Annotated in this window: 17 protein-coding genes; 4 read left to right on the plus strand and 13 right to left on the minus strand. The window is 42.9% G+C overall.

Annotated features, from left to right (window positions below):
• Positions 1-8: 8 nt before the first annotated feature.
• Positions 9-605, plus strand: coding sequence for a class I SAM-dependent methyltransferase (locus AC3ITG_RS17450; protein ID WP_489250810.1), 597 nt, complete (start codon positions 9-11; stop codon positions 603-605).
• Positions 606-986: 381 nt separating this feature from the next.
• On the opposite strand, the gene AC3ITG_RS17455 is transcribed toward AC3ITG_RS17450, so the two are convergent.
• Positions 987-1,382, minus strand: coding sequence for a VOC family protein (locus AC3ITG_RS17455; protein WP_489250811.1), 396 nt, complete (start codon positions 1,380-1,382; stop codon positions 987-989).
• Positions 1,383-1,615: 233 nt separating this feature from the next.
• Positions 1,616-2,995, minus strand: a complete 1,380-nt coding sequence (locus AC3ITG_RS17460; protein ID WP_489250812.1) for an MATE family efflux transporter — start codon at positions 2,993-2,995, stop codon at positions 1,616-1,618.
• 788 nt (positions 2,996-3,783) lie between these two features.
• Here AC3ITG_RS17460 and AC3ITG_RS17465 point away from each other — a divergent pair.
• On the plus strand, positions 3,784-4,185 hold the full coding sequence (locus tag AC3ITG_RS17465) for a hypothetical protein (protein ID WP_489250813.1): 402 nt from the start codon (positions 3,784-3,786) through the stop codon (positions 4,183-4,185).
• An 81-nt stretch (positions 4,186-4,266) separates the two neighbouring features.
• Here AC3ITG_RS17465 and AC3ITG_RS17470 read toward each other — a convergent pair whose 3' ends face one another.
• Both AC3ITG_RS17470 and AC3ITG_RS17475 read right to left on the minus strand, forming a co-directional pair.
• Complete coding sequence (locus tag AC3ITG_RS17470) at positions 4,267-5,565, minus strand: NCS2 family permease (RefSeq protein ID WP_489250814.1); 1,299 nt, start codon at positions 5,563-5,565, stop codon at positions 4,267-4,269.
• 598 nt (positions 5,566-6,163) lie between these two features.
• Positions 6,164-6,796: a GNAT family N-acetyltransferase gene (locus AC3ITG_RS17475; protein ID WP_489250815.1), complete on the minus strand. Its 633-nt coding sequence runs from the start codon at positions 6,794-6,796 to the stop codon at positions 6,164-6,166.
• A gap of 166 nt (positions 6,797-6,962) precedes the next feature.
• On the opposite strand from AC3ITG_RS17475, the gene AC3ITG_RS17480 reads away from it, so the two are divergent.
• A complete protein-coding gene (locus AC3ITG_RS17480) occupies positions 6,963-7,364 on the plus strand; it encodes a VOC family protein (protein WP_413371767.1) in 402 nt (133 codons plus the stop codon).
• 699 nt (positions 7,365-8,063) lie between these two features.
• Positions 8,064-9,431: an MFS transporter gene (locus tag AC3ITG_RS17485; RefSeq protein ID WP_489250816.1), complete on the plus strand. Its 1,368-nt coding sequence runs from the start codon at positions 8,064-8,066 to the stop codon at positions 9,429-9,431.
• Between the two features lie 429 nt (positions 9,432-9,860).
• On the opposite strand, the gene AC3ITG_RS17490 is transcribed toward AC3ITG_RS17485, so the two are convergent.
• The 9 genes from AC3ITG_RS17490 to AC3ITG_RS17530 form a co-directional block, all read right to left on the minus strand.
• Positions 9,861-10,703 carry a discoidin domain-containing protein gene (locus AC3ITG_RS17490; protein WP_489250817.1) on the minus strand — a complete coding sequence of 281 codons (843 nt, stop codon included), beginning with the start codon at positions 10,701-10,703 and terminating at the stop codon, positions 9,861-9,863.
• 41 nt (positions 10,704-10,744) lie between these two features.
• Positions 10,745-11,851: a glycosyl hydrolase family 28-related protein gene (locus tag AC3ITG_RS17495; RefSeq protein ID WP_489250818.1), complete on the minus strand. Its 1,107-nt coding sequence runs from the start codon at positions 11,849-11,851 to the stop codon at positions 10,745-10,747.
• Between the two features lie 314 nt (positions 11,852-12,165).
• Positions 12,166-13,791 carry a hypothetical protein gene (locus AC3ITG_RS17500; protein WP_489250819.1) on the minus strand — a complete coding sequence of 542 codons (1,626 nt, stop codon included), beginning with the start codon at positions 13,789-13,791 and terminating at the stop codon, positions 12,166-12,168.
• On the minus strand, positions 13,725-14,342 hold the full coding sequence (locus AC3ITG_RS17505) for a hypothetical protein (RefSeq protein WP_489250820.1): 618 nt from the start codon (positions 14,340-14,342) through the stop codon (positions 13,725-13,727). The genes AC3ITG_RS17500 and AC3ITG_RS17505 overlap by 67 nt, the downstream gene beginning before the upstream one ends.
• A 14-nt stretch (positions 14,343-14,356) precedes the next feature.
• A complete protein-coding gene (locus AC3ITG_RS17510) occupies positions 14,357-14,707 on the minus strand; it encodes a hypothetical protein (RefSeq protein WP_489250821.1) in 351 nt (116 codons plus the stop codon).
• A 17-nt stretch (positions 14,708-14,724) separates the two neighbouring features.
• Positions 14,725-15,726, minus strand: a complete 1,002-nt coding sequence (locus tag AC3ITG_RS17515; RefSeq protein ID WP_489250822.1) for a glycoside hydrolase family 130 protein — start codon at positions 15,724-15,726, stop codon at positions 14,725-14,727.
• A gap of 32 nt (positions 15,727-15,758) precedes the next feature.
• The gene (locus AC3ITG_RS17520; protein WP_489250823.1) at positions 15,759-16,586 is read right to left on the minus strand and encodes a carbohydrate ABC transporter permease; all 828 of its coding nucleotides are present in this window, start codon (positions 16,584-16,586) and stop codon (positions 15,759-15,761) included.
• A gap of 13 nt (positions 16,587-16,599) precedes the next feature.
• Entirely contained in the window at positions 16,600-17,502 is a 903-nt protein-coding gene (locus tag AC3ITG_RS17525) for a carbohydrate ABC transporter permease (RefSeq protein WP_489250824.1), read from the minus strand.
• A 72-nt stretch (positions 17,503-17,574) separates the two neighbouring features.
• Complete coding sequence (locus AC3ITG_RS17530) at positions 17,575-18,939, minus strand: ABC transporter substrate-binding protein (protein ID WP_489250825.1); 1,365 nt, start codon at positions 18,937-18,939, stop codon at positions 17,575-17,577.
• Positions 18,940-19,103: the final 164 nt, after the last annotated feature.

Genomic DNA, 19,103 nt, shown 5'->3' on the forward strand with positions numbered 1-19,103 from the left:
ATACAGCATTGAAAACATCCGAACCTCTTCTTTTCCTGCAAGGATTTCTGAAGAACCCCAAACGAGTAGGAAGTGTCCTGCCCAGTTCAAAATTTCTGGCCAATAAAATCGTCCAGTCTGTACGATGGGATGAAGTTAGAACCGTTGCAGAGTTGGGTCCAGGTACAGGTGCCATCACACGTCTCATGAGAGCACACTTACCGAAATCTGCAACCGTGTTTTTATTTGAGAGAGACCCAAAAATGAGAAGTAATCTGAAGAAAAAATATCCTGAATTCATGTTCCATTCGAATGCGTCCTATTTATTGAAAAGGATCAATCAAGAACATGTTCATCAGTTGGATTGCATCATTTGCGGACTACCGTTTTTTAATTTTTCCAGAGAAATGAGACAATACCTCCTGTCGCAGATCAATACAGCGCTCCGACCTGGAGGCATGTTAGTGTTATACCAGCACTCACTTCATATGAAGAAACGGTTGGCTGAGCTATTCGATATTGAGAAAATTCAATTTGAGCCCTTCAGCCTCTCTCCTGTTTTTGTGTATATTTGTCGCAAAAAGGAAGATGAGGCACACAGTGAAACGAGGGAATTGGGCATATAGTGTTTTGGAATACGAGAAATTTGTACAGCCTTCATTGAGATCTCTCCTATCCTTTATTTGGTACAGTTATTACCCGCCTGAACTACAGTCTATTAAGTCAATCCCCTGATTTTTCATTTTCTTGCATAAATAATATGAGTCTGTGGTGTATTTCCCTCTCTACTTTACACTCCGTGGTGAAGAAAACTTCTCTTTGCTTTAAACCCTTCCCGTTTACAATGGCAGAGCAGTTCTCCCAGTTCAGATCCTCAATGTTTAACCTCTCGACCTCTCCAATTCGGCAGCTACTAGAGCAATTAATTCTAGTTTGCCTCTAATAGGAGGTTTTAGACTATGGATTCAACTAGCGTTTCTCGTTAGTTCAATGCGCAAACTTAATATCTATGCCAATTGCTGCGCAATCTCCCAGACATGTCCTGCCGGATCTGTGAAGGTAGCAGTGCGTACACCCCACGGACGGTCCACTGGACCATGAAGTAGAGCAACGCCTCGTATATTTAATTCCTTACATACTTCATCTACATCACCCACCCGAATGGTAAACTGGAAACGAGATCCGGATTCTCGGCTTGCGACTGTCCCAGGATGGATCAGACCGTACGCCTCGGAAATATTCAGGAGGTTAATGCTCATATTTCCGAAGTTGAATACCGCAGACACATCGTCTTCATATACGGCGTAAACACCAAATACTTCTTGATAGAACGCCCTCACCCTTTGCAAATCCTCCACAAACAAGGTAATCACATCAACATTCATGGAACCTAAATTCTTCATACGTACACCCCTTCACATTCAGATTAATTTAAAACACAAGCTTTTGTACCAGTTCGTCCTTTTGGCGCAGGTGATGGACAAAATGCATACCTACCAAATCGAGCCACTCGCGCGCGTTGAGCCACCCAAAGCCGTCATGTCTTCGCTTTTGTATGACTCAATTAGCTCGGTACAAATCAAATAGCACACCTCTTTATCCGAATATATACTCCATAGCATCACTCGATTGCTCTTCAATTTTTATTTATTGACGTCGATTTATCTTTTAAAAGCTTTTTGATGGTAACTCCAAATAAAACACAGCAAGTAAGTGCAGCACATAAATCTGCAATGGGCTCAGCAATAATAACTGCATCAGTTTTCGGGCTAATAAAATTAGGGAGCAAGAGTACTAATGGAATAAGCAGAATAATTTTTCGCAAAATCGCGATGAATATAGAAACTCTAGCTTGTCCCAAAGCAATAAAGACCTGTTGAAAGGCTAATTGTATACCATAAATACACGTTCCCAAGAAAAATATTTTCATTAGTCTAGCCGTCAATACAATAAGCTCTAGATCAGTGGTAAACATGTTAATGGGTAGCTGCGGTATAAAAATGGCTATGCCCCACATCAAGAAGCCTATAGTAGCGCAAATAATACTACAATATAAAATTGTGGATTTCACTCGTGAAAAATCTCGAGCTCCGTAGTTATAGCTAATGATTGGTTGTGCGCCCTGTGCAAAACTGGATAGCATCAGCCCAAATATTTGCATCAGTGTTCCCAAAATCCCCATAGCCGCAACATACATATCACCACCATATCTAGCAAGAGACGTGTTAAATACAATTTGAATTAAACTTTCCGTCGACAACATAATGAATGGAGAAAGCCCCAACATAAGAACGCTTGTCGCTTGTTTAAGGTTGATGCGCATATTGGATAAGCGTAAGCGCAAATAGGCACGTTTGGACGTTAAAAAGCCTAAAACCCAAATCGCCGAAATAAATTGTGCAATAACAGTAGCCCAAGCTGCACCCTTAATGCCCAAATTCATCCCAAAAATAAAAATGGCGTCGAGGATGATGTTCACAACCGCACCAACACATACTGTGAGCATGGCCGTTTTAGCATATCCTTGTGCTGCAATAAATGGATTCAATCCCAGAGAAATGAGTACTCCCAATGTACCAAAAAGGTAAATGTCTAGAAAATCATTGGCGAACGGCAATGTTTCATGGCTTGCACCAAATAGTGTTAAGAATGGTGACTTAAAGAGAAGAAACACAGTTGTTATTATTATAGATGCCATTAGTAGCATAGAAAAACAACTACCTAGTAATTCTTCCGCTTTTTTATGTTCTCCTTCGCCCATTTTTATAGAAGCTAGAGGAGCTCCACCGGTTCCAAATAAAGCTGCAAAAGCTGAAATCAACATAATTATCGGAAAAGACACACCTATAGCCGATAAGGCTAGCGTTCCACTCTCTTCCATTCTGCCGAGGAACATCCGATCAACTACACTATACATAGCATTAATCAACTGAGCTATGACGGCAGGAGTAGCTAACCAAAAAATTAGCTTGGGAATACTTTCGTTCGCAAAACGATAATTCATTCGATTTTTCATTACAGTTGACATCCTTCTTTTTGATCTTTAAAAAATGTTAAAAATGTTACTGATGCTAACGAAGCCAATATCACTCTTCGGTTTGAGGTCTCTCCTTCTCCAATGAAAGTAGTAAAACTGCCTTTCTAAGGATATGGTGAAATGCCATTCTTTCAAATATAACGCTAATCATGTTGTTAGCTGAACTATGCAGTGAAATATACACTTTTCTGCCTTGCTGTGATCATTATTCCGTTGGCTGCACTCCAGTAACGTACGGCGAATGAAGTTCAGGTATGAGATGAGTATCCTCAAAAAAAAAGATGGGAATCCCGTGTTATTCAATGGTTAAAGCTGCCTCCATTATTCTCGTTCTAATTGTTCATGAAGTTCAGTGTCCAGAAATGTTAGATTCGAATCAACAAATACAGATTAACACAATAAACCTCGTTGTAAAACATCGATTTTAACACCTCTATTTCGCGCCTCATAACCCTTAAAAGGCATGGTTAACCCCTATATACTGGTATAGTAATATGAATAGTTATACGTTGAAATGTAGCGTCTACAAAATAAATACTCCATAGCATTTCAAGCACTCTGGCACCAACGAGGCGGGAACAAAAACCAATTCACACCGTAACATCTGAATACACTTCTGCGAAATATCCAAAAGGTGATGGTGTTACAAACAATATGTGGATTAGGCGATAACAAGAGTAGTTTAATATTGATGTCAAAACTGACTGGGTCAGCGATGAGTACGATACCAAATTGAATTTGGCTATAGCATCGAACGATCTTCCTGCGTGTTTAGTGTTAATCCATCACAATTGAGGCAGTTGGTCGAAGCTGATATGGTGATGGACCTTACTGATGTCTTTGATCAACACGCACGTAAAGCGGCAGCCGAAAGCATTGTGCTTCTGAAAAACGAAAACGCCATTCTCCCGCTGCAGCCGGAATCGATTTCGTCGATGGCCGTGATTGACCGGTTTGCCAAAAGCCCAGAATTCAAGGGGCGGGCAGATGTTTACTCCTGGCCCGAGCAACAATTCCGTGTTCCAAGCGGAGCCTATCGCATATCCTGTTGGGTAACAGGTCGCGGGAACATTTTCTGTGGTGATGCCCATTTCTTCATCACTGTTCGTTTACGGATCCGGTTTGTTCATTCCCCGAAATCATGTGCTACCCGTAAATGGCATGAATAGATTACGTTGAGTCTAAGTGTGATATAAAAAAGGAGAACTGGCTGTATACAAGCAGTTCTCCTTTTTATTAAAGCGTTTCTCTCAGTGATCCAGGAATACAAGCTGAATGAAGAACAATACCGCAAAAATGTAGAATATCGGATGAACATCCTTGCCCTTTCCGCGAAGCAGCTTGAGTACCGGATAGAAAATGAAGCCTACGCCGATGCCTGTCGCAATACTGTGCGTCAACGGAGTAAGTATGATTATCAAGAAAGCAGGAAATGTTTCTTCGAGATCCTTCCAATTGATTTTGCTGATTACGCTAATCATAAAGTAACCAACAATAATCAGTGCCGGAGAAGTGATCGCCGGGATACCTGATATCACACTTACGATAGGTGTAAAGAACAAAGTAAGAGCAAGCAGTACACTTACCGTTACCGCCGTCAGTCCTGTTCTTCCTCCTGCAGCCACCCCTGTGCTGGACTCGATATAAGCCGATGTTGGGCTCGTTCCGAGCAAAGCGCCAGTGGTAGTCCCTACGGCATCAGCCAATAGGGCGCCGCGTGAGCGCGGAAATTTACCTTCCTTCAGAAGTCCTGCTTGTTCAGCAACTCCGAGCATCGTCCCCGTCGTATCAAACAGTGTGATCAACAGGAAAGTAAATATGATGGTATACAAGCCATTAGAGAAAACGCCTGCCAAATCCAGTTGGAAGGCCGTTGTTGTGAGGCCTTGCGGCATGGATACAATCGATTCCGGCATTTGAAATAGTCCCATAATCCAGGCAAGTATCGCTGTTACCACCATTCCGATGAACAGATAACCTTTTACATTGTAAGCCATAAGCACAACAGTGATAATCAAACCGATAATGGTCAGGTAAGTCATAGGCTCTGCCAAGTTCCCGATCGTAATCAAATTCGATTCTGAATCGGCAATAATCCCGGCATTTTGCAGACCTACCGTTGTAATAAACAATCCGATACCTGCTGTTATCGCGTGCTTAAGGCTCGCAGGAATGGCATCAAGCAGCATGTAACGAAATGAAGTAAGCGATAAAATAATAAACAAAAGCCCTGCTATAAATACCGCTCCTAGTGCAACCTGCCAAGATACACCATATCCAGCAACTACACTATAGGCAAAGAATGCATTCAGACCCATACCAGGCGCTATGACAATCGGATAATTGGACCCGATTCCCATAATCAGCGTCGCCACAATACTTGCCAACACCGTAGCAATGAATACTCCGTTAAAGTCCATCCCTGTGCTGCTGAGTATTCCTGGGTTTACGATAACTATGTATACCATCGTGAAGAATGTCGTGATCCCTGCGATGATCTCTGTTGAAACAGTCGTGCCTCTTTCTTTTAGTTTGAACCAATTGTCCATGATTAAAGCCAGCCTCCAACCTTCAAATTATTCACCAAAGCTAAAAACAAAAAAAATCCTAATCATCGTAATAGGATTGTAATATTATCGCTCCTATATTCGTCATTAGGATTAAAAAGCTAAGATTCTAAACCAATGATAAGGATACTCATATCTGCTTTACCCTGATGCCCCTTTCGAATTTTAATAAATATAACACTCATTGTCAACGAATTAACGTATTGTTCACAGTTGTTTACGAACTATATTGAGATGATATTAAGTATTCATTCGTTTTTTTAGAACAGGCTATACTGAATCCAGACCACAATTAGCATGTTATAGATTAAATGTTTTTACATACGGGATAAAGAAAACGCTGACATAAGGCAAAAGAAGCCCATTCCTTTAAATGCTTATACCGATAAAACAAAAAAGCCGCTAAAATAGCGACTTTAAATGGGACTAAATTTTTGTCTTAGATAAAGTAAAATTGACAATAGAAAGTTCCATTGTTGTTTGATACCCCAAGCCTTCATATAAGCGAACAGCAGGTAAGTTATTTGCTAATACGCCCAGATAGACATCTGGTGAATTTTTTTTACCGAGGTGTGTCAATTCACTTAAATCCTCTTCCTCTGTAATCTAACCTGGTAACAATGTTCCCAAGCTCTACTAGCTGAGGGTCATAAAAATGGTAGCCTCCTACAGCTATGAAATCTTCCCCTTCCTTAATTCCAAGAAAAGGATAATCCTCTAACTCACTCCTTGTGAAAAACCTCATTTCCCCACTATGTAAAAAATCAATTACCTTAGAATAATCATTTTCATTTATCTTTTTTGCAATGTTAGATTCAAGGAGTTTCGATTCATCCTGATGTTTCATAGTTAAAAAACGTTGAGGAATTCCTTTGATGAGACCGAAGGATTGAAAAAGTTCAAGGTCCCGTTGACAGAGTATCGTGCCACATACAGCACTTTCGTCAAGTTTGATAGTTTCTCTTGTAAAAGCAATTAGTTCTGGAAAAAAGATATCACGATCTTCAACTCGGAAGAAAGAAAATGCAGGAAAGGATAGTTCGCTAAAATAAGCTAATACGGCTGTAAGTTGGCTATTAAAAAATTGACAAATATATTGGGCCTTATCCTTACGTTGAGTTAAATAACTATAGAAAAGCAGATTCTGTTCTGTATTAATGTGAGGCAATAATTTAATAATTGTATCGTGAATAAGCAATCGATGCGAAAGCATTTTAACACCTCTCTATCTATAATTTCTATTCTAATGGATAAGGCGCATAGACATAAAGGGAAATTTTGAACGAATACTTACAGATCTCTTTTATAAAATTCGCTTCTGCTTCCAGAAGTAGAGTATAGTAGGCGTAGTAAAAAATATATTCCAGGAGGTTACAACCATGCCACAGGATATCTGGATTAACCTGCCAGTCAAAGATGTTGAGAGGTCAACTGCCTTTTTCAATGAGATTGGATTCCATGCGGTGAGCGTTGGTAACGAGAGAGCAAAGCTTTCCATAGGTCAAACAACGATTCTGCTATTCCCGGAGTCAGCGTTTGAAAAATTTACAGGTTCAAAAACAGCAGATACTTCCCATAGCGCAGAAGTAATATTTTCCATTGGTGCTGAGAGCAAAGAAGAAGTAGATGCCTTCATTCAAAAAGTGGAGTTTGCCGGAGGAAACATCTTTGGCAAACCGAGTGAAATCGACGGCTGGATGTACGGTGCAGGATTTGCCGACCTGGACGGTCACCGCTGGAACCTGCTTTACATGGATGAGAGCAAAATGCCGAGAAAATAAGTGAAAACGCCGGTCACCTGTTAAGGTCCACCGGCGTTCCTCCTATAGTCTCATATCGTAATTAAATCAATATCGTGACTTGGACGGAAAAATTCGTAGGTTCATTGCTTTTACCAAGAACTCACTACAAATCTGGCTAATTCCCTCAAATGTAACCACAGTATCCATGCGTTCCCTTTATGAAAAGTCCCTACACATTTATCATACCTTTGGGCTAAATTGCCCGTTAGCTTAATGAATAAGTGGACGAAAATTGATTAGATATATGCCTATTATTTTGCTTTTCCAACATCTAACCGCCTCTGTTTACCTCTATATACTATGTCTCTATCTATTCTTTTCCTCATCCTCAATTTCAGCATAAGAGTTACTAATTTCCGAACTAAATGCATTAATTAGTGTATTATTTTCATCGAATCTATTGAATAATACAATACTCTTTTCGCCTTATAGGAATTTGCAAAACCATATATATGAGAAATATCTTCGATGTGTTGATGATTTATTCTTTCAACTAATCTTCTCCTTACTTCTTTTAACAGGATATGATAAAATTGTATTGATTTATTTTTAAATTTCACATATTTGGAGGCGTATTTATATCATGCGGCAAAACAATTCTGTAAGGGTACAACATTTAGGGGAAGACGCATAATTGACCCTATAAACTGCGATTCCCCTTCATCTTAAAGGGGTTATATGCAAGTGCTACATCGAAATGAAGTTCACGCGTCACGATTCATCCTTTGGCTGAGCATTTTAACGTTTTTCAGCGTTATGAACGAAACCATGTTTAACGTAACATTGCCGGATATTGCCGCTTATTTTGATATTCCACCGTCGGCGGCAAATTGGACCAATACCTGCTTCTCGCTATCCTTCGCCATTGGCATCGCTGTGTACGGCAAGATATCGGAACATATAGGTATGAGGAAGTTGCTGTTATTCGGTATTCTGATCTACGGTTTCGGTTCGATTGCCGGCCTATTGTGTCATACCTGGTATCCGGGCGTTCTGATCGCGCGTTTTTTTCAGGGAGTTGGCGCTTCGGCAGTTCCATCGCTTATTATGGTGATCATCGTCAAGATTGTCGAACCGGGAAAACAGGGCAAGGCGTTCGGCCTGATTGGCTCTGTGGTTGCATTTGGCGAGGGGATCGGCCCGGTCATCGGAGGTGCGATTTCCGACTATATTCATTGGTCCTTGTTATTCGCACTGCCCTTGCTGTCGCTGCTAGCCCTTCCTTTCGTACTACGGACTCTGCCCGACGAGACTTCGGAAAGAAAATCATTCGATATTACCGGGGCCATTCTGCTATCCGTCGGCATTCTCTCGTTTGCGCTGTTCACGACGCTTTACCATTGGATTTACCTCACTGCGAGTCTAGTTCTGTTCGGGCTTCTCGCTCTTCATATCCGCCGGCAACAGGCACCGTTTCTGGAACCGTTCCTATTTCGGAAGAAAAGGTATATTGCTGGTGTGCTCACCGGTGCCTTGCTGCTCGGCACGGTCGCCGGTTTCTTTTCCATGGTGCCTTATTTGATGAGAGCGGTGTACCATATGCCGACCGGCCTCATCGGAAGCGCCATTCTGTTCCCGGGCACATTAAGTGTCATCTTGTTCGGGATGCTCGGCGGGATGCTGGCTGACCGCCGGGGCCATATTGTAGGGATGTTGTCCGGGCTTGGCATGATTGTCGCCGGTTTTCTGATCGTACTCTTCTATACGGATCGAGCGCCTTGGCTTATTACAGGTTCGATGATCCTGACGTTTGGAGGTCTTTCGTTTGTAAAAACTGTCATTTCGGCAAGTGTCGCCAAGACGCTCGAGCCGGATGAAGCAGGTTCCGGAATGGGCATGCTCAACTTCGCCTGTTTCCTTGCCGAAGGTATTGGCATTGCCGGTGTGGGCGGACTGCTGACGAAGTCGTGGCTAAACTCCCCCCTAATCGCGACCGTAACCAGTCAAGCAGCCGCGCTTTACAGCAATATGATGCTGATATTTATTGCGCTCGTCACGTTTGGCGGCCTCCTGTTCGCCCTGTCGTACAAGCGCAATCGTCAATGATTTACTGCTCTAGGGATTTTCTGGAGCTTCATTAATTAGAACATGAAGCCTCCAAGTCCATTTTCAATATCATCCATATTAGACACTCCACATGTGGTGGCTTCTACTCTCAACTCAACTCTCCGCTGTATCAGTATGTGCGATACACACACCGTGCTATCTGTAACGGCAAGTTTTTGGGCCATCCTTTTGCAGGATGGCCCTTTCTTTAATCTCGCTTTGTTCGACTAACGTTTCCCGTTAGCTTAATGCCAATATGATTTCAGACTTGTATTAACTTAACCTAAATTCACATCTCGAAGCGACTTAACCTCCTGAAGCAACCAGCATGTAGAGCAGTCATTCACAGCGTGGGATTTGCCTACACATGGCCAGGATCGATTTCAGAAGAAACTAAACGACCAAGGTTATTAATCATAACTATAGGAATTATTGCGCCGGTCCGTATACCTCAAATTCCCAAATTGAATACCCATAAATCGTTGCCCGGGCGGTTCCGTACATACGAACATAACGAGCTTCCACTTCGTTAAAAGTAATCCTCTCTAAACCACCTTTGCCGTTTGTGGTGCTATAAACGTCCCTCCAATTCGCCTCCTGGTTTGGATCGTCAGTTACCTGTATGCGATAACTTTTACCGTAAGCAGCCTCCCAGTACAACCTGACTTCATTGATCTTTTTGGTTTCTCCAAGATCCACATAAATCCAGCCTGGGTCCACTCCGCGCTTTGAACCAAAGCGGGTTGTTAAGTTTCCGTCGGTCACATAAGGTGCGGTGTTCTCAACCCCGTCATTGGATGAAGCTACCGCTGGACGATGGAGCGCCAAATTAGTTAAGGGAAGCGGCTCATTATTCTGAACCGGCTTAATCGTTACTCCGCTGTAATGCTCTTTATTTAGGAAATTCATCTCTTGTAGCGTACGTGCAGGGGTACTGCTACCAGGCATATAGACATTCTCAAACGTCAAATCAGAGATCATGGCTCCTTCCAATCCTTTAATCTTGGCAAAGCTTTCCCCTGCGTCACGCACCATAATATCTTTCACTGTGACTCCTCGAATGGGTCCCACTCCATGGTTGCCACCATTAACCGTGAACAGGGTCATCCAGGCACTATTGTCTTCGTTACTTCCACTGATGTCCTCGACATCCATCGATTCAAACCTCACATCACTGACGATTCCGGTCCCATATTTATGATGGATAGCGAAGCCCACTGCGGCTTTATAAACGACTCCGTTTCTGAATACAATATTAGATTGATCCTGCATAACGCCTTGACCAATCTTGTACCCATAGCATAATGTCCACGCTATCGTATCCTCGAATAACACATTTTGTCGCAAATATCAATGCCGTCATTCTCTCCCATTCCCAGACTGTTGAACAATTTCAAATTCGTGAAGGTTAGATCATTAGAGCGAACCGTAACAACGGCCCAGCCCGATGATTCCCTTATAAGGATACCATCCATGACAAAATTGGAAGTGGCAATTGGAACAACCAGATTATTGATCATTCCTTTACCATTGGTAGTCTTATTATCGTGCAAGGCTTGCCCGTTTCCATCGAGCGTCCCCCGCCCATATATCCGGATATTTTCGGATTGGAAAGCAGTTGAGATCCACCAGGTAGCTGGCCTACCCATGGAATCCTTAAACCAGTGCTCCTTATAATCAACTGTTTTACCTGTACCAATGAACGTTGCTCCGGGTTCCATATAGACTGCTGTATTACTTTTCAATACCAGATTGCCAATGTAATAGGTTCCGGCCGGTATATAGACAATGCCTTGTCTACCGTCTCCTTGAAGAGTACCGTACTGGCTGGCATCATCAATCGCTTGCTGAATTGAAGCCGTTCTTGTGGATACTCCGGATCCTGGTGTGCCTGAGGTCACCACATGATATGGTGCGGTTGTAACATTAAAAATGCCGTCCCCACTTGAGGCGGGAACATCAGTCTCCATCGGATCTGCAGCAATGACCATGCGCGTTTGACGATTATTCATCGTTACGATCAGGTATTCGTCAGATTGTGTTGTGAAGGTAATCGTTTTTCCCTCTATCTTGTCAGCTTGTATACCGAGCTTCTTTGGACTTATGGAATATTCATGCACTTTATCGGTATTTAAAATCGTTAATTCATACGTAACAGGCCCTTCCGACATGGAAAAATGTGCATAGTCATAGTCACTGAATCCTTTGACAACCGGTATAACCACCCCGTTCGCTTTCAGAGTATAGTTGGCCGAGTTGGAATAGCGCACTGATGGTTGATAAGTGTGAATTGTAGCTGGTGCCAAGCGAGTTCCTTCCGGAGTACCTAGTCCAGATTGGGCATTCGAGGTAAGTGTAAAAATGGTAGCAACTAACATCAACCCCAGAGTAGAGCATAAAAATTTTCTAATCATTGTCATCACATTTGCCTCCTTAATCTTTTTTGAAAGCCCTTTCAAATTAAAATGGATGGAAATTGCAGTCCGGCCGGCATGCAATTTCTCCCAGCACAATCATTATAAACTTCATCTGAAAATCAGATAATGAGGGTAATTCCACAAAAAGGGCAGATTACACACATTAATTAAATACACAAAGTATAACTCGCCTTCCACTGTGAGAGGTGAGTTATACTCATATTAATTAAGTGAGCATCTGCCCTGAAAGGGAATTATTGATTAACACGATATGTCCTTTTGTAAAAATCAAAAAACTTACCTATCTTCTTGCTCTTTCATGTCATCATAACTATTCGTGGTGATGTACTTAGTCCAAAGCGAACGAAAGCGTAATGAGATTGGTACAAATTGATATCTGGGTCTAGGTCTCTATCCGTCCAACCGACTGTATTTTTAAAACTGTCTGGGCCAACCTTCATTGGTTCTCCTTTCACATGATGGTGAGGCCCAAGCAAGTTTCTACAACTGCTGGTCAACTCCAGCTCAATCAAATTCTCTCCTTGTTGGAGATATCCTGAAATATCTGCTTCATAGGGTTCCCATAAAAAGGTACGAACTTCTTGTCCGTTAATTGATAATCTTGTAACAATCGCATCCGGATGTGAGCCGTACTGCCATAGCCATGAAGCGCTATCTTCCAGATTTATTGCAACCGTCTGCATCACTCGAATGCTGCCTGAAAAGAAAGGTAAGCCCTGACAGCCTAGATCAGTTGTCAGTACATATTGATGAGGAGATTCTTCAAGTACAAATGGACCATCTGTATATATAACAACATGCTCTCCATTTTTATAAGGAGACTCCGATTTCACTGCAAAATGACCAACTAGATACACGCTTTCAAGCTCCGTATCAAATGTCAGCTTATTCCCCTCAGACTCAAAACTTTGAGCACGTTCCATAGCTTCATACGTTTCAGGAGAGTTCCAGAAATCCAATGTTAAGCTGATAGTATGAGATGCTATCTTGCTTCCATTAATAATAATTCGCGCTTTCTCTGGATTTTCCAATACCAGATGCATTTCCCGCGTAACCATAAGATCATAGGCGATCTGAAATTCGAATTCCAATTCGACCTGAACAGGATAACCAATCTTTAATAGTTTTTCCTGGATAAAAATGAGAGGCTGCGACTCAGACCACTCACCATTCTCCAACCGATACCTGCAGGTATCCAAAGTCAAGCTATTGTGATCGATATGATCAATCTTCCATAATTCATTTAGTTGTTGATTGTTAACTTTTGAATGGTCTACTCTGAGTTCAGTTACCTGATCCACTTGCGATTGATCTTCCATCAAAACTAGTCTGATGACATAGGATTGAGCAGGGTGCAAAGTCAGTTTCAATTTGATGCCGTTCTCTGCTCCTGTATACTTAAGCGGCCTGATATCGCCACTCTCCAAATCAATTAGAGTCAGTGTACCCTTCGGGTGAAAAGTTACCTCTATACCTGGATAACACTTTTCTCCGGAATTCACCAGGTAATAGAGATAGGAATCGTCTAACCTAAGTGACTGGATATTGACCATGTCCGATACGATGGGAAGTCCCTCCCTGTCAGCAACAGAGATCGATGGAGAAACGGTTCTGGAAACAGATTCTACCAAGGCGTTGCGATTCCAATCGGGTTTCACTGCAGCGTTCACTAAACGACTGATTTCTTCATTCGGTTGTCCATTGATGAGGAACGGAACAGGTTCAAATACGACTAAGCTTCCACCTTGCAATACAAACTGATTGAGCAATTTCACCGTCATCTCGCTTAAGGTCACACTCGGCGGAACAACAACCACTCGGTAACCAGCCTTACCTACAAAAAAAAGATTTCCCTCTACTTTACCATGACGTTCAATAATTCCCTCGCTTCCATAATCATGCTCGATAAACGTTTGGCACAACCAGCGAGACAGCTGTGCAAACGATTCATGATATTGCTCAACCTGTGATGAGTTAGAACCCTCCAGTTCCACCCAAGCGGTTCGGACGGGATGAAGCAGTAATACCTCAGCTTGCCGTGCTCCTTCCACCACTCTCCAATTTGCTTTGCGTAGGACTCAGTAAACAATGTGGTGACACATGACCAATAATCATGCCTAATTCTGCGACAGTCCTTGGTTTCCAGGAACAGAGCTGGAAGTACCTTGCGCAGCGAATACCCGTGCTGGTTCTGAAAGGCATTTTCGATTTCTAGCGACCATGGAAGATCTCCGCGTCCAAATTGCGGTTCATCCGTGAATATTCCTTTCAACACAGAGCCGAATTGATCACCGAACTCTGCCCAGTAAGCATTATAGGTGGAATCAATGAACGCAGCTACAGCCTTTTTGCTTAACGTGTCGATATAAAAAGGATTCAACTCGTAATATACTCGGAAGTCAGGATTACGTGTGTCGTCAGCGGTGAGTAGATGCAGTTCTTCCTCGGACTGGACATAGGAGGCAATCGTCACTTTATTACCTCTATTTAAAGGAGCCCTTTCATAAGCCAACGCTTCTGTTGATAAGCCACCCCCAATGTAGGCACCTTTCCGTCAGCGAAACCGCTTGGCCAGCCATTCTCATCATAGAGCCATGTTTCCATCCCGAGCTCCTGGCTTTTCTTGATACAGATCTGTATGGCCTTCATCCACTCTTTTCCCATGTAAGGTACAGTAAGACCACCACGAGCATGTATGAAAAAGCCTCCGATTCGAGCTTTGTGCATCTCTTCGATCTGCCGTTCGAGCTCATTTTTATCCAGATCGTCATTCCAGGACCAGAATGGCACTGTACGATAATTAGCAGGAGGATGTTGCACGAGATCCCATATGGTCATTGTCTCATCCCCTCCTGTTAACCCTTCAGACATAACTGGATCAAATCATCGATGTGCGCTGTTGCGAGACATTCAATCGTGTCTGCTGCACCATAATAAATCTTAACCTCACCATCATCTTCGAGTATCATTCCGCCTGGGAAGATAACGTTATTACGGAAGCCTCCTTCGATCTCATAGCTAGCTTCTGGTGCCAGCAGCGGATTCTGATACATGCCGATTATTTTTTTGGGATTATCCAAATCAAGCAGCATTAAGCCTGCAGTATACCGTTTCTGCCACGACGTTTCCCACCCGTTCTTGCCTCTTGCAGGGTCAATATCAACGGCATGAAATGTAGTAAGCCATCCCTGCTCTGTCTTGATGGGGGGAGCTGCAGGACCGATCTTATCATTGGCAAATGGTACATCTTCAACAGCAAGCAGCAAGTCAGAATTTCCCCAGTACCTCAAATCCGGAGATTCTGATATCCACATGTCGAATCGGTCGACTCCCCCGCGGCTGTATACTGTGAAAGGCCGTTCAAGCCGCATGAATTTCCCGCCAATCTTCTCCGGGAATAGTACCATGTTTCGCAAATCTGGTGTCGACAAACTCAATATTTCAAACTCTTCAAAATCGTCGGTAACGGCCACACCACCGCGAATGCCATGGTGTGTGTCTACGGCAAAACACATATAACAGCGGCCATCAATTACAGTAAGCCTTGGGTCATAGGCGCGGATAATCTCTTGGTCATGTAGCTTAAAACACGGCTTCGGTTGTACCTCCCAATGAATCCCGTCATCGCTGAAGGCAACACCAAGATCTGTTGTATGATGAGCCTCAATCGTCTGCTGCTCCAAAGAGCCGTAGTCGTTTCGAAAAACCATCACATATTTTCCATTGAATTTCGTTACGCCTGCATTGAACACAAGCGCCGTGGGATATGGGACGCAAGAAGCATCTAGAATCGGGTTGTTCAGATAACGTTTAATTACAGAACTTGATGCGAGTTTTCCGATATAAGGTGAATTCATTTCCATTCCTCCTGATGATGTTAAGAATACTACTAGCCCTTTAAGGAGCCCGCAGTCATTTGCATAAAGGATTTGTTAGCAAAAATATAAGCAATAAGGATCGGGAGAATGGACAGGCATGCCCCCGCCATCATGAAGTGTGTCTGTGAAGCAGCCGAGATACCGTACTTCAGATTGGCTAGTCCCACGGTCAATGTCTGCAGCTCGGGTTTACTGAGCGTAAACACAAACGGAATCAGGTATTCGTTCCATGCTCCCCGGAAGGCAAACAACGCACACACACCGAGCCCAGGCGTAAGCAGCGGAATAATGATTCTCCAGAATGTTCTGCCCGGAGAGCACCCATCGATGCGTGCAGCCTCATCAAGCTCTTTGGGAATTCCGTTCATGAAACTGAGCAGGATAAAGAATGCTGAAGCATGTGTGCTGATCAGAATCAGAATTACGCCCCACAGCGTATTATGCAGATGAAGTTTAATCATCAGCTCGAATTGAGGTCGAAGAACGACGGCTCCGATCGCTACAAACATAGTAAATGCCTGGATGCTGACGTATAGTTTTTTGCCGATAAAGTCCATTCTGTTCACGACATAGGCTGCCATGGACGAGACGATTAATGTTCCTATGGTTGACGCGACGGCAACAAATACACTATTTAGTGTGTATGTTGAAAAATTCGCCTGTTTCCATGCTTCGATATAGTTGGTGAACTGCCAAATAGCTGGAAGAAAAGTCGCTCCGGCAGTAAGTTCGGCATTCGTTTTAAAAGAACCAAGCAGGGTGATAATTATAGGAAACAGCGTTAGAAATGCGACCATTAGCAGAAACGCCCACAGTACGGTATTCCATGCGATTCTCATGAACGTTCCTCCCTTATTCGTTATGACTCATCCGTTTTGATCCATAAAAGTAAAGTATCGTGATGATACCGACAATAACAGCTGTGACAAAAGCCACAGCACTACCATAGCCAATTTCTTGAATTTGTGTAGATGCCGTGGAACCCGCAGGCGGGAAAAACAATTTATATACATATAAAAACATGACATTGGTTTTTCCAATAGGCCCGCCATCGGTCATCACCATAATACTCTCATAACCTTTTAGCGCATTAATAATGGCTAGCATAATTATCATTTGCATGACAGGGCCGAGCATTGGAATGGTAATGTAGCGAAATTGTTGGAATTTGTTAGCCCCATCTAGAGCAGAACTCTCGTACACATCTTCCGGGATATTTTGAAGGCCTGCTAAGAACAAAAGCATGTAGTTCCCAACCGCCCCCCATACAGCAACGAGGATGATCGTCAGCATGGCATAATCAACACCCAGCCAATCAATGGCACTGCCGATCAATTTATATTTCAGAAGGAACTGATTGAGGATGCCATTATACGAGTTAAAAATGGTGAAAAATACGACCGCCATAACTGCTGTACTAATGATCGTAGGCATAAATATAATGGCTCTTAGCAGATTTCTTCCTTTAATTTTCCAATTCAGAATGACGGCTAATATCAGAGCGAGCGGTATCGATAGCAGGAGCTTGCCTCCAGCATAAACGAACGTGTTGGCTACTGAATCCCAGAACTGATGATCTGTCATGACTCGTTCTAGATTTGCCAGTCCTACAAATTGTGCAGTCCCAAACCCTTTGTAATCGTAAAACATATATCTCATGGCCCACATAATCGGGTAAATACCCAGAACGATGGTTAGTATATAGCTGGGCAAAAGAAAGCTGTATGAAAAAGCTAGATTCTTTGCTTTATTCATATCCTCTCAACTCCTTGCAATCTCTATAAGATTTAATGAAGGATGGAGCATGCCCCACCCTTTGAAATACCTCTATTTTACGTACTTTCCTGCAAGTTCCGCTGGATCGAAATCCGCAATAGGCTCGGCTTTCACGTCACCACTTGCAATTGCTGTATCCAAAGCGGCATTATAACGTGTATTCAAATCGTTGATAATAGAATCTAGATTACCTCCGCTTAGGATGTACTTTACGAAGGCGTCGTCAGACTTCATACCATGTACCGGCACGGTTGGGTAGACCGGCCAGACACCGTCGTACTTGTTGGGCAGGAAACCTTCTATACCTTTAACCTCTGGCTTTGCTGCAACAGCACTTACTGAAGGAACCATGGATATTCCAAAGCCATTCTCTTGATATTGTTGAAGGACAGATTCATTATACATATACTCAAGGAACTTCCAGGCTGCTTCCTTATTTTCGGTCTCTGAACTTATTGCCAGCCATTGGCCCCCTAGGAATCCAGAAGCACCATTGAAATTGCCGTCAATGGAAGGTACAGGTGCTGCGGCCCAATCGATTTTGGCTGGAAATTGAGATTGGTAGACCCCCGCTTCAGCAGAATAGGACAAGTACATTCCGATTTTCCCTTCAGCGAATTGAGCGCGTAATGGATCAATATCAAGCGACTCGACACCCGGCAACATACTTCCGTCATCCTTGATTTGCTTAAATGCTTCCATGATGGATTTAAAGCCGCTATAGTCATATCGTGCTGTCTTAAAATCATAACCATACCCTCCATAACCACTTACTTCTGCAATAACACGGGCAGATCGGCCCAAGGCGCTGGAAGGACTCTTGAAATTCTGTGCGAAACCGTAGGCTCCGTTTGACTTACCCACTTCCGTAATTTTCTTGGCTGCCTCGACCAACTCATTCAATGTCGTCGGTGGTTTTTCAATACCCGCTTTGGCGAAAAGCTCTTTATTGTAAATCAGACGCATCGTTGTACCATAGTTCGGCAAGCTATAGCGTTTTCCATCGAAGCTGTTCAGATCCTCCATAACAGGAAATGTATCTTTTATTTCTTCTGTGAGGAACTCGTCAATTGGAGCAAGGAACCCTTTCTTATAGAAAGTCTGTATGGTGTTTTCTTTAACACGAATGATATCCGGTGGCTCTGAAGTCTGAAAAGACATATCTAGTGCTTGATCGAAATCGTCTCCCTTGATGACCAGTTCCACCTCAATGTTATCCTTATTCGTTTCATTGAATTTATCGATCGTCTCTTTCACAAACTCAGAATCGTGGCGGTCTCCAGTCCAGTAGGTGATCTTGGTTTTAGCTGATGTTCCGGTTCCTTTTTCTGTGGATTCAGGACTACTGCAAGCTGCGAGACTTCCCGTGAGAACGATACACAGTGCAGTTAGAAGGAATTTCTTGCTTAACTTCATACATATTACCTCCCTTTTTTATCTAATAACTCTCTTTCTCCTCCATTATAGTTTCTTGTAATCGTTTACATAATGCGGTAAACCACACATCAAGGGCAGGTTTTCTTATGAATCTGTCATTAAAAAACTAGCCCTGCATCCGAAACTCACGGAAACAAGGCTAC

The organism is Paenibacillus sp. GL_099_B, from assembly GCF_057835695.1.